Below are 13,547 nucleotides of genomic sequence, written 5' to 3'. Positions count from 1 at the left end.
GCACAGTTGCACGATGGGCGCGCGGCCGTACTGCACCAGCCGGCGGCCGCGGGGAGCCGCTACCGACGGCGCCCTCCTGCCGGTACGTCTCCTCATCGACGCCTGGGCTCGGCCCTGGCGGGCTCCGTGAGCCCCGGGGCACACGGGACGAAGTCCCCCGCGCCCGGAGCTTCGGCCGGCCCAAGCGGCCACGCACCGCACCGGCCCCTGCCCGACGGGAAGTCGGGCAGGGGCCGGCTATTTGTAGCGGGGGCGGGATTTGAACCACGCGACCTCTGGGTTATGAGCCCAGCGAGCTACCGAGCTGCTCCACCCCGCGTCGGTGCAGTCAGCTTACGTTCCTCGGGCCGACCGTGCAGGGATTTATCGCGGAGGCGTGCCGGTACCGGCCACTGGGACAGGGGAGCGCTTCTCACCTCACCTGCAGACGACCGAGTCACCTGGCAGAGTCCAGGCCAGGACGGCCCGTATGCCGGCCGGGGCGAGCTCAGCCGCGGTAGGTCTCCAGCAGCCGCAGCCAGACCTCGCCGAGGGTGGGGAAGGCGGGGACCGCGTGCCAGAGCCGGTCGAGGGGCACCTCGCCGGTGACCGCGATGGTGGCCGAGTGCACCAGTTCCCCGACGCCGGGTCCGGCGAAGGTCACACCCACCACGGTGTTGCGGTCGGTGTCGACGAGCATGCGGGCCCTGCCGCGGTAGTCCTCGCCGTACTGGTGGGCGCCGGCGACGTGGGCGAGGTCGTAGTCGACGACCTCGATGCGGCGCCCGCTCCGCTCGGCCTCGCGGCTGGTCATGCCGACGGAGGCGACCTCGGGGGTGGTGAAGACGACCTGGGGGACGGCCGCGTGGTCGGCGGTGGCGACATGCGCGCCCCAGGGCGCGTCGTCGACGGGCCTTCCCTTGGCGCGGGCGCCGATGACGGCGCCGGCGATGCGGGCCTGGTACTTGCCCTGATGTGTCATCAGGGCGCGGCGGTTGACGTCGCCGACCGCGTAGAGCCAGCCTCCTTCGACGCCGGTGACACGGAAGGTGTCATCGACGGTCAGCCAGTCGCCGGGGGTGAGACCGACGCTCTCCAGGCCGACGTCGTGTGTCTGCGGGGCGCGGCCGGTCGCCAGCAGGATCTCGTCCGCGACCAGCTCGCCTCCGTCGGAGAGCGCCATCCGTACCTCGCCGTCTTCGCCGCCTTCGCGGGTCAGGGAGGTGACGGTGGTGTCGAAGCGGATGTCGACGCCTGCTTCGCGCAGTCCGTCGGTGACCAGTTCGCCGGCGAACGGCTCCATCCGCTCGAGGAGTCCGTGGTCGAGGACGAGCATGGTGACCTGGGAGCCGAGGGCCTGCCAGACCGTGGCCATCTCGACGGCGACCACACCGCCTCCGACGACGGCGAGGCGGCCGGGCACCTTGTCGGCGCTGGTGGCCTCGCGGCTGGTCCAGGGGCGGACGGTGTCGAGTCCGGGGATGGGGGGCAGGGCGGCGCGGGTGCCGGTCGAGACGGCGACGGCGTGCCGGGCCGTCAGGGCGACGGTGTCGCCCTCCGGGGTCCGCACGGCCACCTGCTTGGGGCCCGTGAGGCGGCCGTGACCCCGTAGGAGATCGACGGAGACCGAGTTCAGCCAGTCGACCTGGTCCTCGTCCTTCCAGTACGAGGACATCTTGTCGCGGTGCGCGAGGACTGCCTCGACGTCCAGCGGGCCGGCGACCGCCGGGTCGAGCCCGGGTATGCGGCTCGCGTCGGCGCGTGCCACCACCGGCCGCAGCAGTGCCTTGCTCGGGTCGCAGGCCCAGAACGAGCACTCGCCGCCGAGGAGCTCGCGCTCCACGATCACGGTGCTGAGCCCTGCGGCGCGGGCGCGTTCGGCCACGTTCTCGCCGACCGGCCCTCCGCCGATGACGATCACGTCGTAGGTACGGGTGGTCTCGTTCATCACGCTGTGGTCCTCACTGTTTCGTTCGTCATTGCTTCCGTGACTCGGTCGGGCACTGCTGCGGCAGCGGCCCGTCGGCTGCCGTGTCCGCCGTCACCCCGCCGCCGGACGGCGCCCGGGCCGCCGCGCGCCGCACGGGGTGTGCGGTCGCGGATGGCCGGCCCGGGCGGCGGAGAGCGGCGTCGCATGGCCCGGTGGGCCGGTGCGGGCCTTGGACGGTGGCCGGCGGCGTTGTCAGCGGCCGGGGAGGCGCTGCGAGACCTCCTGGAGCACCCAGCCGTTGCCGTCCGGGTCGCTGAAGGTGAGGAAGGAGCCGTAGGAGGAGCGCTCGGGGTGCGGGCCGGGCAGCCGCTCCTGGCCCGGATTGCGGTGGGTGACGTCACCGCCGCCGTGGCCATGGAAGAAGAGGCCGGCGTCGTGGAAGATCTCGCTGACCTCGATGCCGCGTGCGGTGAGATCCGCATGGGCTTCCTGGATGTCGGAGACGATGAGATACAGGCCCTGGAACGAGCCGGGCGTGATGGACGTCATCCCCTCGCCGAAGATGATCGAGCACTCGGAGCCGGGCGGCGTGAGGTGCACCGCTCGGAATGCCTCGTCGGCCGTGTAGTCGACGTCCAGGCGAAATCCGGCCTTCTCGTAAAAGGCCTTGGCCCGGTCGGTGTCGGAAACGGGCAGCACGATCATTTCGAGCTTCAGGTCCATGGGAGATTTCCTTCTTCTTGGCGATTCCGGCGTGCAATGCCAGAGAACCAGCCGAGAGAGCGCTCCGGATCGGTGCAGCAGGCCTGCTTCGGACGTGGCCCACCAGTCCAGGTACTGGCAGGCCCCCCCGGCCTCATTGCTGAGGAATGGGTGGCGGGAAGCCTCGCGAGAACCCGGGTGACCTCGCCGGCGCCGGCCCCGGGCGGTGCCTGGGCGGCGGGGCGCATGCGGCGCCCTGTGGCCGGTTCGGCTCGCGCCACAGCGCGGGCGTTCGGCACCTGGGCCTTGCCGTCGCCCGAGGGTGGGGCGGCGGTGGCCGGCGCGGGCGGCTGGCGGCGCCGATCGCCGGACCGTGTCTGCCGTCATGGCGGCGACTCGGTATCGTCTCGAGCGCTGCGAATATCCCGGGAATCTCCGAAAAGGCGCGGCCGGCGTGACGGTGGATTCAATACGCCAGGATTTTGAAAAGGCGTCCGCCCGTCGAGGCCAGCCGCCTCTCTGGCGGAAAACAGTATGGCTCTGTTCGGCTGTTTCCGGGCCTGGCCCTTTCCGTCGGCCGTCTTGCTGGAATGGCGCATCGAGGGCTAACCTCAACATATGGCCAAGGTGTCGTCCGCTTCGGGTGACAACAAGGAGCTGAGCGACTTTCTGCGTTCGCGGCGCGCCCGGGTGACTCCCGAGCAGGCCGGAGTCACCCCAGGAGCGGGTCGCCGCGTCCCGGGACTTCGCCGCGAGGAGGTCGCCCTCTCGGCCGGACTGAGTGCGGACTACTACATCCGCCTGGAGCGCGGACGGGTGGCCAATGCCTCCGAAGCGGTGCTGGAGGCCGTGGCCCGGGCTCTGCTGCTCGACGACGTCGAACGTGCGCATCTGTTCGCCCTGGCCAGGCCGCAGTCCGTCGTCACGGTCAGCCGGTCCGCTCATCCCCGCCGGGTGCGTCCGGGCGCCTACGCGCTGCTTGAGGTGCTCCGGGACACTCCTGCGATGATCCTCGACGGCCGTATGGACGTCCTCGCCCTGAATGCGATGGCTCGCGCGATATTCGCTGACTTCGAGACCATGCCGATCTGTGAGCGCAATTTGGCGCGATTCATGTTTCTCGACCCTGTGGCGCGTGAACTGTTCGTCGAGTGGGAAATGGCGGCCCGCATGGTGGTCACAGGTTTGCACCTGTATGCGGGCCGGCGTCCCAACGATCCGCAACTGACCGAGCTGATCGACGGACTGTCCGAGGCGGACGCGGACTTTCGCCGATGGTGGGCCGCGCACGATGTGGAGGCGTTCTCCCACGGTACGAGGCACTACCGGCACCCCATTGTCGGCGAATTCACCCTGAACTATGAGACCCTCGTATTTCCGGGTGATCCGGACCAGTGGTTGTTCGTGAGCACGGCCGAACCGGGCTCACGTTCTTCCGAGGCCCTGCGCGCTCTCGCCCGCCGGATCGACGACACGGACACCTAGCACGGGCCCGCCGGATCGGCTGCGCCACTCGGGCCTCCAAGGAACTGCTCCGCGCTCTCCCCGCGACGTGACGCTGCTCAGGCGCGGCCACTGTGCCCGTGCCTGTATCGACGGCACGGAGCGGTAACGGAGGCGTTCCGCAATGCGATGATGGGCGCCTTCCCGGAGCGATGATCTACTCTTTGACAGTTCCCGACTGGCCATGCCTTCATGGCGTGGCGTTCACGGACTGTTTGGGTGCGGGGCAGCGACAAGGGTGGATCGATGAAGGTCTCGTTTCTGATCAACAACGCGTACGGTATCGGCGGCACCATCCGCTCGACCGCGAACCTCTCCGCTGGCCTCGCCGAGCGACACGAGGTGGAGGTCGTCAGCGTCCACCGGGTCCTGGACGAACCGCCGCTCGCCCTCGACCCGCGGGTCAGGCTCGAGTCGCTCATCGACATGCGGCCGGACAGTCCGACGTACGAGGGCGAGCACGAGCTCACGCAGCAGCCGAACAGCATGTTCCCGGAGTCGGGGGTGGACTTCGGGCGGCTCCGCTTCACCGGGCTGCACGACCAGCGGATAGCCGACTACCTGGCGCGCACCGACGCGGACGTGGTGGTCGCCACCCGTCCGATCCTCAACGGGTACCTGTCCCGCTTCGGGCAGAGCCACTACGTGAGGGTGGGACAGGAACATCTGACCCTCCACTCCCACAGCGATCAGCTGCGTGACGACCAGAACGCCGCGGTGGTCGGCCTCGACGCCTTCGTGACCGTCTCCGAAGCCGACGCCGCCGACTACCGCGCGGCCCTCCCGGGCTTCGCCGACCGCGTCGTCTGCGTCCCCAACGGCGTGCCGGCACCTGCCGTCGAGATGTCCGCCCTGGACAGCAAGACGATCATCGCCGCGGGCCGGCTGGTGGCGGTCAAGCGCTACGACCGGCTGATAGACGCCTTCGCGAAGGTGGCGGCCGAGCGGCCGGAGTGGACTCTGCGAATATACGGGCGCGGCCCGATGCGGGCCGCGCTGCGTGAGCAGATCGACGCACTCGGTCTCTACAACCGCATCTTCCTCATGGGTCCCGTCTCCCCGATCGAGACCGAGTGGAGCAAGGGTGCCATCGCGGCCGTCTCCTCGGACAGCGAGTCCTTCGGTATGACCATCGTCGAGGCGATGCACTGCGGAGTCCCGGTCGTCGCGACGGACTGCCCGCACGGCCCGGGGGAGATCATCACCCATGGCCAGGACGGGCTGCTGGTGCCGCTGGACGGCGGTCCCGACGCGTACTCCCAGGCCCTGCTCCGCCTCATCGCGGACTCCGACCTGCGCCGGCGTATGGGCACCGCGGCACAGGCGAAGGCCGCGACCTACGCCCCGGCCGTGATCGCCGCACGCTACGAGGAACTCTTCGAACGCCTCCAGCGGGAGCGCCGCAGCCGAAGCTCGCTGGCCACCCGGCTGCGCACCTCGCTGCGGGCCCTCGTCCCTTCCTCGGGCAGGAAGGACAAGCCGCAGCCGGTTGACGCCGAGCGGCCCCCCGTCCCCCGTGGCCACGCGGCCGCGACGCCGGACGGCGGGTTCGTGGTCCGGATCGACCTCGACACCATCCCCCGCACCAAGCCCGTCGACTTCGTCGCCCGCCTGCGCCGAGACCCCGAGCGCCGGCAGATCCGGGTACCGCTGGAGTTCGCCGCCACGGGCGAGCAGCACGCGACCGCACTCGTCGAGCGTGCCGCCCACCAGCTGCCCGAGGGCCGGTGGGACTGCTATGTGCGCGTCCGCGGAACCAAGGAGCGGCACCGCGTCACCGCCGAACTCGTCGAACAGGCCCGGCTGATCCCCCTCGCGCCGGTGGTCGGCACCGACGGCGTCTCCTCGTGGATCCCGTACGCCACCAGCGACGGCTTCCTCGCCGTCCGGACCTGGCTGCGCCCGGCGCACGGCGAGGTGGAGTCGGTCGTCATCGGTGAGAACGAGGCCACCGTCGCGGTCCGGCTGCTCGGTGATGCCCGGCTCGCGGACGCCACCGTCCGCGCCGTCCCCCGGGAAGACACCGCCCACGACTTCGAGGTACCGGTTCGCGTGCTGGGCGACGACCGCTTCGAGTTCGTCCTGCCGTACCGCGAGGCCCTGGAACGGCGCGGCGCCGAACACGACTTGTGGGATCTGCGGCTCCAGCTGGGCGACCGGACCGTGCCTGTGGGACGGATCATGGGCGATCTCGTCGAACGCAAGAAGACCGACGCCTTCCCGCCGGTCCTGCTCGACCACGCGGAGCGCGGCGCCACCCGGATCAAGCCGTTCTTCACGATCAGCAACCACCTGGCGCTGAGCGTCAGGGACGCCGCCGGGGACACGGACGTCTGAGCGACCGTAAGCACGATCTTGCCCTGGAGGCGTCCCCGGGCCGCGCGTTCGCGCGCGGCCCGGGCATCCGTGAGCGCGAACGTGCCGCAGCAGCAGGTGCACGGGCCCCGGCCGTCGGCGTGCGCGCGGCGCACGGTGACCGCACCGGGGGAGACGTGCCGGACGCCTGCGCGGGTGGCAGGCGTCCGCGGTCAACCGGTCCGGCGGTCCCGCGTCAGATGCGGACGTCGAACTGGAACGGCATGTTGTCGATCGACTCGTAGCACACGACCGTGCCGGTGCGCGGCGCGTGCAGGGCCATGCCATTGCCCGCGTAGAAGGCCACGTGGTGCTGGTCGCCGTAGAAGACGACCGGCAAGGCAGGGGGCGCGGCACTCAAGGGCGGCCCGTGGCGGGCACCTCCTCGGCCGCGGGAGCGGGACCGGGAGGCGTGCCGTCGCCGAACGGTCGGCCGCCCAGCTCCTCCCTGCGGTGTGGTGTCAGCCAGGCCGCGAGGTCGGGTCCGAGAGGGGTGATCCCGCTCGGGTTCACCCCGGTGAGCACCTGGTAGTAGTGCCGCTTGATGTGGTCGAAGTCGACGGTGTCGCCGAAGCCCGGTGTCTGGTAGAGATCGCGCGCGTAGCCCCAGAGCACCGGGTTCTCGACGAGCTTGTACAGATTGCATTTGAAGTGACCGTGGTAGACGGCGTCGAACCGAACCAATGTGGTGAAGAGCCTGATGTCGGCCTCGGTGATGGTGTCGCCCATCAGATACCGGCGGCCGGTCAGTCGCTCGGTGATGACGGCCAGTCGGCCGAAGACGGCTCCGCAGGCCTCTTCGTAATCGTGCTGGGTGGTGGCGAATCCGGCCCGGTACACCCCGTTGTTGACGTCCTGGTAGATGTCGTCCATCACTCCGTCCATCTCGTCCCGCAGCGCCTCGGGGTAGAGGTCGGGGGCGCCTTCCCGGTGCAGGGCGCCCCATTCGGTGGCGAGGTCGAGGGTCAGCTGGTGGAAATCGTTGGTCACCAGCTCCCCCGTGGGAACGTCGACGATCGCGGGCACGCTCACACCGCCCGGGTAGCCCGTCTCGCGTGCGTCGTATGCCTCTGAGAGGTAGCGGATGCCGAGTACCGGGTCGCGGCCCGACTCGTCGAGGGTGAAGCGCCAACTGCGGTCGTCCTGGATCGGGTCGGTGATGCCGAGGGAGATCGCGCCCTCCAGTCCGAGCAGCCGCCGGGAGATCAGCACGCGGCTCGCCCAGGGGCAGGCACGGCTCACGACGAGGCGGTAGCGACCCTTCTCGACGGGCCAGCCGTTCCCGCCGTCCGCCGTGATGCGGTCATCGAAGTGCCTGGGGGAGCGCTTGAAGCGTCGCCGGCCGAACTCCGCGTTGGCCCTCGCCGGCGTGTCGCCGTCGCCTTCGGGGTCTGTTCCTGTCGTGGTGGCCCGCGTCATGGTGCTTCCTCCCAAGGAGTCCTCTTGGCCCGCGATGCTCGATGGTCGATCGCTTGGGCGGGCGAAGTGCTCTGCGGCCATTCCGACCTGGTTCGTCCCCGGAGGCCGGGGCTGACTGCGCCGTCGCGATCGCCCTTCATTGAACATGCTTGCGCAGGCACGTTACCATGGGTGTGGGCTGTGGGGAGGAGAGGGCTGGGCTGACCCGACAGTCGATGCCGGACGCCGGCGGTGAGCCGTGCTGGTACGCAGAGCCTGTGCGCGAGGGCGCTCACCGCTTGAAACCGGCGGCGAGCGGGGCAGTGGCCAACCGGGGCAGTGGCGTATGGGCGGACTCCGCCGGCTGCCGGGCACATCGCAATACCTCGGGCCATGACCTCGATTGATCACGACCTGCACCAGGCCTGGGACCGTATCGGTACTTGGTTCGAGGGTCGTCTCCGGAAGGCCCCTGTCAGAGCGGCTGCGGACGAGAGCCGACAGCGTGCGGCCGAGTTTTCCCGCCGACCTGGTGGCGTGGTGGACCCTGCACCGGGTCAGCGCCGACGACTGAATCCCCGATGCGTTTGCTCCGATGGGCTTGGAAGAAGCTCTGGAGACGCGGGAGATCTGGTTGCTCGGCGCGGAGCAAGAAGGGAGTTCCGTGGTCGGGAACGGCGAACCGGAAACGCGCTTTCTGCCCTCGTTCCTGCCGATCGCGATGAGCCCTGGCGGTGACGGCCTCATCGTCGACTTGCGGCCCGGTGATTCGTACGGCGCGGTCTTCCTGTGGGACCACGAGGCCTGGGTCCTCGGAGTGGAACTGTGGAGCTCGGTCACTGCGATGCTCCAAGACGTCGAAGCCGCCGTCCATTCAGGGTCGCCGGCCCTCCTCCGGCATGCTTCCCTCGGCGGCACCGTACAGCCGTGCGTCGCCGGCGTGGACGACGTCGGCGATCTGGATTGGGAGGTGGCGGAACAGCGATAGGGCGTCTCAGTGCGGCGATCGGCACCTCTGGTGGGGCTGGAGGGGCCGTCCGCATGAGGCGCTGGAGATCCGCCCCTGTCCCGAGAGCTTCGGTGCATGAAGGACGTCAAGGCGGGCGACTGACGCTCCGTGGCCCGCGGCTGGGGACGGCGCGTGCCTGGGCGCGGTGGTCAGACAGGGGCGACGGCTGCACCGGTCGGGGTCGGGTTCCCTTCGGTACGAGCGGTTGCAGTTGAACTGGCCGGGCGGCTGCGAGCGTGCGCGGTGGAAGGCCTGGCTGAGGGCGTAGCCGGAGGAGTGGCCGACCGCGGCGGCGATCGTGCCGAGGCTGTTTTGGGTGTCACATAGGCGGCGGGCGGCGAGGTCCATGCGCCAGCGGGTGGGGTAGGCGCCTGGTGACTCGTCGGTCGCAGCCGCGAAGCGGCGGTCGAGAGTGGCGCGCGAGACTCCGGCTACTCGTGCGAGGGCGGCGGTGGTCCACGGCCTGGGCGGTAGCGGGTCGCGGGGGCGCGTCGCTCCGCCGCATCCGGACGTCCTTGCCCTGAGCTGTGGCGCAACTTTTCTCACGCTGATCGTGCATCCATTTGATCCGCTCGGGAGTCCTATGGGCTGGCGGCCTCGTTTTGCCGTCAACCCGTAGGAGCATTTGGGGTACAAGCTTTGAAAAACGGCATAAAAATTACATCTCGCTTGGCCACGGTGACCATCACCGCGGGAGCCGTGCTGTCCGCTGGAGCGCTCACCGCTCCGGCCCAGGCGGCCACGTTGGCGGTGCCCACGATCACCGCCAAGGGCGGATTCGTGATGAACAACGGGACCGGCAAGGCCCTCTTCTCGAAGGCTGCCGACACCCGTCGTTCCACCGGTTCCACCACCAAGATCATGACCGCCCGGGTCGTGCTCGCCCAGCCGCATCTGAACCTTGACGCCAAGGTGACGATCCAGAAGGCCTACAGCGACTACATCGTCTCCAAGGGCGCCTCCTCGGCGCGCCTGATCGTCGGCGACAAGGTGACCGTCCGTCAGCTGCTGTACGGGTTGATGCTCCCGTCCGGCTGCGACGCGGCCTACGCCCTCGCCGACAAGTTCGGCACCGGCTCCACGCGGGCCGCACGGGTCAAGTCGTTCATCGGCAAGATGAACTCGACGGCCAAGAGCCTGGGTCTGAAGAACACCCACTTCGACTCGTTCGACGGCATCGGGAACGGGGCGAACTACTCGACGCCCCGCGACCTGACCAAGCTCGCCAGCAGCGCGATGAAGTACTCCACCTTCCGCGCCGTCGTGAAGACCAAGTCGACGAAGCAGAAGGTGACCACGAAGAGCGGTGGCTACCGCTACATGTCGTGGACCAACACCAACACGCTGCTGAAGAGCTACTCCGGGACCATCGGCGTCAAGACCGGTTCCGGCTCGGTTGCCAAGTACTGCCTGGTCTTCGCCGCGACCCGTAACGGCAAGACGGTCATCGGCACCGTTCTCGCCTCCTCCTCGGCGACCAGCCGTGCGACGGACGCGACGAAGATGATGAACTACGCGTTCAAGAAGTAGGCGCGCCCGCTGGAACGAAGGGTCTGCCCGTGACCGAGAGGTCGCGGGCAGGCCCTCTTGCCGTTCGGCATCGGACACCTCACCCCGGGCGGATGGTGGACGCGGTGCGCGCGGCCCTCCCGAACGATGACATCCTGCGGGCAGGCAGGCAGGCAGGCACGCGAACGAGACGCCGGAACGTCGTGGCTGATCTTGCCTGCGGGCGGTTCGGGCCCCGGCAGGAGGCCATGCGTCGGCGACTCGCCTGTGGCGTCGCCTGCCTTCGACGGCTCAGCACGTCATTCCGGAACGATCAGTTGGGGGCAGGGAAAACCATGGCGAGAGAACGAGTGACGGTCTGTCTGCCCCCCTGCGATCCGGGCGACGTGCAGGACGCGATCAGCGCCGCCATGGCTCCGTACGACTACAACCGCGAGGATGTACCCGACGATCCCGAATGGATGGGTGAGTGGGACTACTGGCAGATCGACGGCAGAGGCTGCGAACTGCCCGTCCGTGCAGGCTACGAGGACGACCCCCGCATCATCAGGGGCGCCCTGACCATCTCCGGCACGCCGCGGGTCTTTCCTCCGGGTACATGTGACGGCGGCCCTCGCGGACTGCTGGATCTCGGCGCCGCGCGCGACCCGGTGGCCGCCGAGGCAGCGCGCACCTTCCGAGAGTGGCACGAGTTCGCCTCCCACTACCCGCCCGCGCGGCCGCTGAACTACTTCTGGGAGAAGCACCAAGCCGCCCCCCAGGCCCTCCGCGGGCAGCGTGTGCACGAGGATCACGACAGCCAATCGGTGATCAAGGCGCTCCACCGCGAGCGCCCGGAGTTGCGGGATCGAGTGAGCAGTTGCCCCGTCGACTATGTTGGTGACGATCTTGAGGCCTTCGTGGAACGCCAGGCGATGGACGTCCTGTCGACTCATGCCCTCCTGACCCTCGACGGCGAATGGACCTACGCGGGCACGCTCGAGGGCCGCCGTCACTTCAACACCTACCTCGAACAACTGCCGCCCGAGGCGCTGGTCGTCCGCGTTCTTTATCATGGTTGACGCCGAATCAGGCGAGTCGAGTCGTTCTGGAGGGTTTCGCCTTGCCGCCTCGCACCGCCTTCCAGGCCGACGACCCCTCAGGACGCGCCGACCCTCGTCCGGTACATCGACACCCGGCCGGCGAGCTCGGCCGCACGATGACCGCACCAGCCGCCAGGAGTGTGTCCGCCCATGAGCACCGCCGCCCGCGTCCGGGAACTCCACCTCTACCGCCGCTATTTCGAACTGGTCGCCGCCGGCCGTAAGTCGATCGAGGTGCGCGTGCGCTACGCGCACCTCGCCGACCTGGCCGCCGGGGACGTGATCCGGTTCCGCGTCAAGGGCACCGACGAGACGTGCGAGGTGTCCGTGAGGCGGGTGACCGCCTACGAGGACTTCGAAGCCCTGCTCGACGCCGAGGGCGCGGCGAACATCGATCCGACGGCCACGCGCGCTGAGCAACTGGGCAGCATCCGCAGCATCTACCCGGAGGAGAAGGAGGCGCTCGGCGCCCTCGCCATCGAGATGCAGCTGGCGACCGCCGCCGGGCACAGTGATGCCGCGGAAGACGAAAGCGGTGGCGTCGACGGCGCATGAAGGCGTCGTGCACCGACGAGGCCGGGCCCGTCTCCCCACACGGGAGGCCCCGGCCGGGCCTATGTGTGGCCGCTGAATCAGCCGGTCTTCTCGGAACCCCCTCCCATCCGTCGCATCCGGGCGGGAGACGTGCCTCCGCAACGGAAAGGACCCAGCGATCCCCTGGGAGGAAGTCGCCCAGGTGACCATGTCCGGAGGTGACGGCCGGCCGCTCGCCGATGCCCGGGGCGCGGGTTCCACCTGCGAGATCCGGCTGCACAACGCACGCGGGCCGGGGACGCTGACCGGCACCGTGTTGCGGGCGCACGGTTCTTACGGGGATCAACTTCTCGTCCAACGGGTGTTGTGTTCGAGGCAGGGCACGATGTGGTCGACGTAACTGTCCACGTTGGACAGGGTATTTCCAGGTAGGACGGCGATGAGGTGTTCGATGCCGAAGGTCTGGTTCCAGACCCGTGCTCGCCGGTAGGTCTCGTCGTCGACGGCGGCGCGGATCGTGTCCCCACCGTGCCAGGCCATGCAGGCGGCGTCGACGGCGGGGTCGAAGGGCAGCGCGAGGTCCCAGTCCAGCACGCCGACCAGCTTGCCGTCCGGGCCCCAATGGACGTTGGAGCCGGCGAGGTCGCCGTGGACGAGCGCATCCGGGACCGGTTCCAGCGCGACCGCGTCGTCCAGGCGGCGTCGTCCTTCAGCGCGCCACCGTGGAGGCAGTCGGGGGATGACATCCTCGGCCAGGACGACGGCCCAGCCTCGTGTCGGAGTCTGCGCCTGGGAGGCGGCCATGGCTCGGCGGAGCAGCGGAGTGAGAGGCACCTCTCGCAGGGCCCGTAGCAGTTCGCCGATCTGTTCCGGATCTCCCTCGCCCTCGGGTAGTGCGGTGCCGTCAAGCCAGGACACGGCGACGGCGGCGCGTCCGTCAAAGACAGTGACCGGTGTGAGCGGTTCGGGTACGGCGAACGGCAGTCCGGCCGCCCCGATCGCACGCAGCAAGTCCGTCCGGCGCGGCAGCGCCTCGGCCGCGGACGCACGCTTGCTGATCCGCACGGCCGCGACTCCGGGGAGAAGCACCACGTGATGGACGTTGCCATCGGCAGCCAGAAGCGCCCGATCCAGCGGGGCGCCCGGCAGGAGTGCGTCAACGATCTCCAGCAAGTCTGCCGGCACCTCGTGGTTCACGCTTCAGCCTCCGGGCGTCCGAGGGCGTGGTCGCGGGCGAAGGGGAGGCGGTCGTCAGCACAGGCGCAACCCTAGAGCAGAGCCAGCACAGACCAGCAGGGCTGTGGCGACTGGACGCCCGAGCCTGGCAGCCGGTGTCAGCGGCACTCATCCGGCACAGCGGGTTCATGCGCGAACATCTCGGACACGGGCCGGACAGCCGGCGGCTGCCGGCCGATCGGTACAAGGGCGACAGCTCACGGCACGCTAGTAGCGTGTCGTTGCTTAATCCTGGGTTATTTGGTTGGGATGGTGGTGTCCGGCAGATGTTCCTTCCCCTCTGCCGGGCGGGAGTTGGTGTGATGGGTTC

At 69.4% G+C, this 13,547-nt stretch carries 12 protein-coding genes and 1 tRNA gene; 6 read left to right on the top strand and 7 right to left on the bottom strand.

Features of this window, described 5'->3' with window-relative positions; translation table 11 throughout:
* Nucleotides 1-244: 244 nt before the first annotated feature.
* From PV342_RS33930 to PV342_RS33920, 3 genes are all read right to left on the bottom strand, one after another.
* A tRNA-Met gene (locus PV342_RS33930) sits at nt 245-319 on the bottom strand.
* 168 nt (nt 320-487) lie between these two features.
* Complete coding sequence (locus tag PV342_RS33925; RefSeq protein WP_400806065.1) at nt 488-1,927, bottom strand: dihydrolipoyl dehydrogenase family protein; 1,440 nt, start codon at nt 1,925-1,927, stop codon at nt 488-490.
* A 234-nt stretch (nt 1,928-2,161) separates the two neighbouring features.
* On the bottom strand, nt 2,162-2,632 hold the full coding sequence (locus PV342_RS33920; protein ID WP_386995680.1) for a VOC family protein: 471 nt from the start codon (nt 2,630-2,632) through the stop codon (nt 2,162-2,164).
* Between the two features lie 597 nt (nt 2,633-3,229).
* Here PV342_RS33920 and PV342_RS33915 point away from each other — a divergent pair.
* Both PV342_RS33915 and PV342_RS33910 read left to right on the top strand, forming a co-directional pair.
* Nucleotides 3,230-4,096, top strand: a complete 867-nt coding sequence (locus PV342_RS33915; protein WP_400806069.1) for a helix-turn-helix transcriptional regulator — start codon at nt 3,230-3,232, stop codon at nt 4,094-4,096.
* Nucleotides 4,097-4,360: 264 nt separating this feature from the next.
* Nucleotides 4,361-6,451, top strand: coding sequence for a glycosyltransferase family 4 protein (locus PV342_RS33910; RefSeq protein WP_400806072.1), 2,091 nt, complete (start codon nt 4,361-4,363; stop codon nt 6,449-6,451).
* A gap of 214 nt (nt 6,452-6,665) precedes the next feature.
* On the opposite strand, the gene PV342_RS33905 is transcribed toward PV342_RS33910, so the two are convergent.
* Together PV342_RS33905 and PV342_RS33900 are read right to left on the bottom strand one after the other, a co-directional pair.
* A complete protein-coding gene (locus PV342_RS33905) occupies nt 6,666-6,830 on the bottom strand; it encodes a hypothetical protein (protein WP_400806172.1) in 165 nt (54 codons plus the stop codon).
* The gene (locus PV342_RS33900; protein ID WP_400806076.1) at nt 6,827-7,888 is read right to left on the bottom strand and encodes a glutathione S-transferase family protein; all 1,062 of its coding nucleotides are present in this window, start codon (nt 7,886-7,888) and stop codon (nt 6,827-6,829) included. Before PV342_RS33900 ends, PV342_RS33905 begins: the two co-directional genes overlap by 4 nt.
* Nucleotides 7,889-8,462: 574 nt before the next feature.
* On the opposite strand from PV342_RS33900, the gene PV342_RS33895 reads away from it, so the two are divergent.
* Entirely contained in the window at nt 8,463-8,855 is a 393-nt protein-coding gene (locus PV342_RS33895) for an SMI1/KNR4 family protein (protein WP_500320020.1), read from the top strand.
* A gap of 6 nt (nt 8,856-8,861) precedes the next feature.
* On the opposite strand, the gene PV342_RS33890 is transcribed toward PV342_RS33895, so the two are convergent.
* Nucleotides 8,862-9,422, bottom strand: coding sequence for a helix-turn-helix transcriptional regulator (locus PV342_RS33890; RefSeq protein ID WP_400806078.1), 561 nt, complete (start codon nt 9,420-9,422; stop codon nt 8,862-8,864).
* A 132-nt stretch (nt 9,423-9,554) separates the two neighbouring features.
* Between PV342_RS33890 and PV342_RS33885 the strand changes: the two genes are divergently transcribed.
* The 3 genes from PV342_RS33885 to PV342_RS33875 all read left to right on the top strand — a co-directional run bounded on the left by PV342_RS33885 (nt 9,555) and on the right by PV342_RS33875 (nt 12,022).
* Entirely contained in the window at nt 9,555-10,406 is an 852-nt protein-coding gene (locus PV342_RS33885; protein WP_386995775.1) for a D-alanyl-D-alanine carboxypeptidase family protein, read from the top strand.
* A 365-nt stretch (nt 10,407-10,771) separates the two neighbouring features.
* Entirely contained in the window at nt 10,772-11,446 is a 675-nt protein-coding gene (locus tag PV342_RS33880) for a hypothetical protein (protein WP_400806081.1), read from the top strand.
* Nucleotides 11,447-11,617: 171 nt separating this feature from the next.
* Nucleotides 11,618-12,022, top strand: a complete 405-nt coding sequence (locus tag PV342_RS33875) for an ASCH domain-containing protein (protein WP_386995665.1) — start codon at nt 11,618-11,620, stop codon at nt 12,020-12,022.
* 321 nt (nt 12,023-12,343) lie between these two features.
* Here PV342_RS33875 and PV342_RS33870 read toward each other — a convergent pair whose 3' ends face one another.
* Nucleotides 12,344-13,198 carry a phosphotransferase family protein gene (locus PV342_RS33870; RefSeq protein ID WP_400806082.1) on the bottom strand — a complete coding sequence of 285 codons (855 nt, stop codon included), beginning with the start codon at nt 13,196-13,198 and terminating at the stop codon, nt 12,344-12,346.
* Between the last annotated feature and the right edge of the window lie 349 nt (nt 13,199-13,547).

The organism is Streptomyces sp. PA03-3a (genome assembly GCF_033792735.1).
In the GTDB taxonomy this organism is placed as follows: domain Bacteria; phylum Actinomycetota; class Actinomycetes; order Streptomycetales; family Streptomycetaceae; genus Actinacidiphila.
This window is presented reverse-complemented; position numbering and strand designations above follow the sequence as displayed.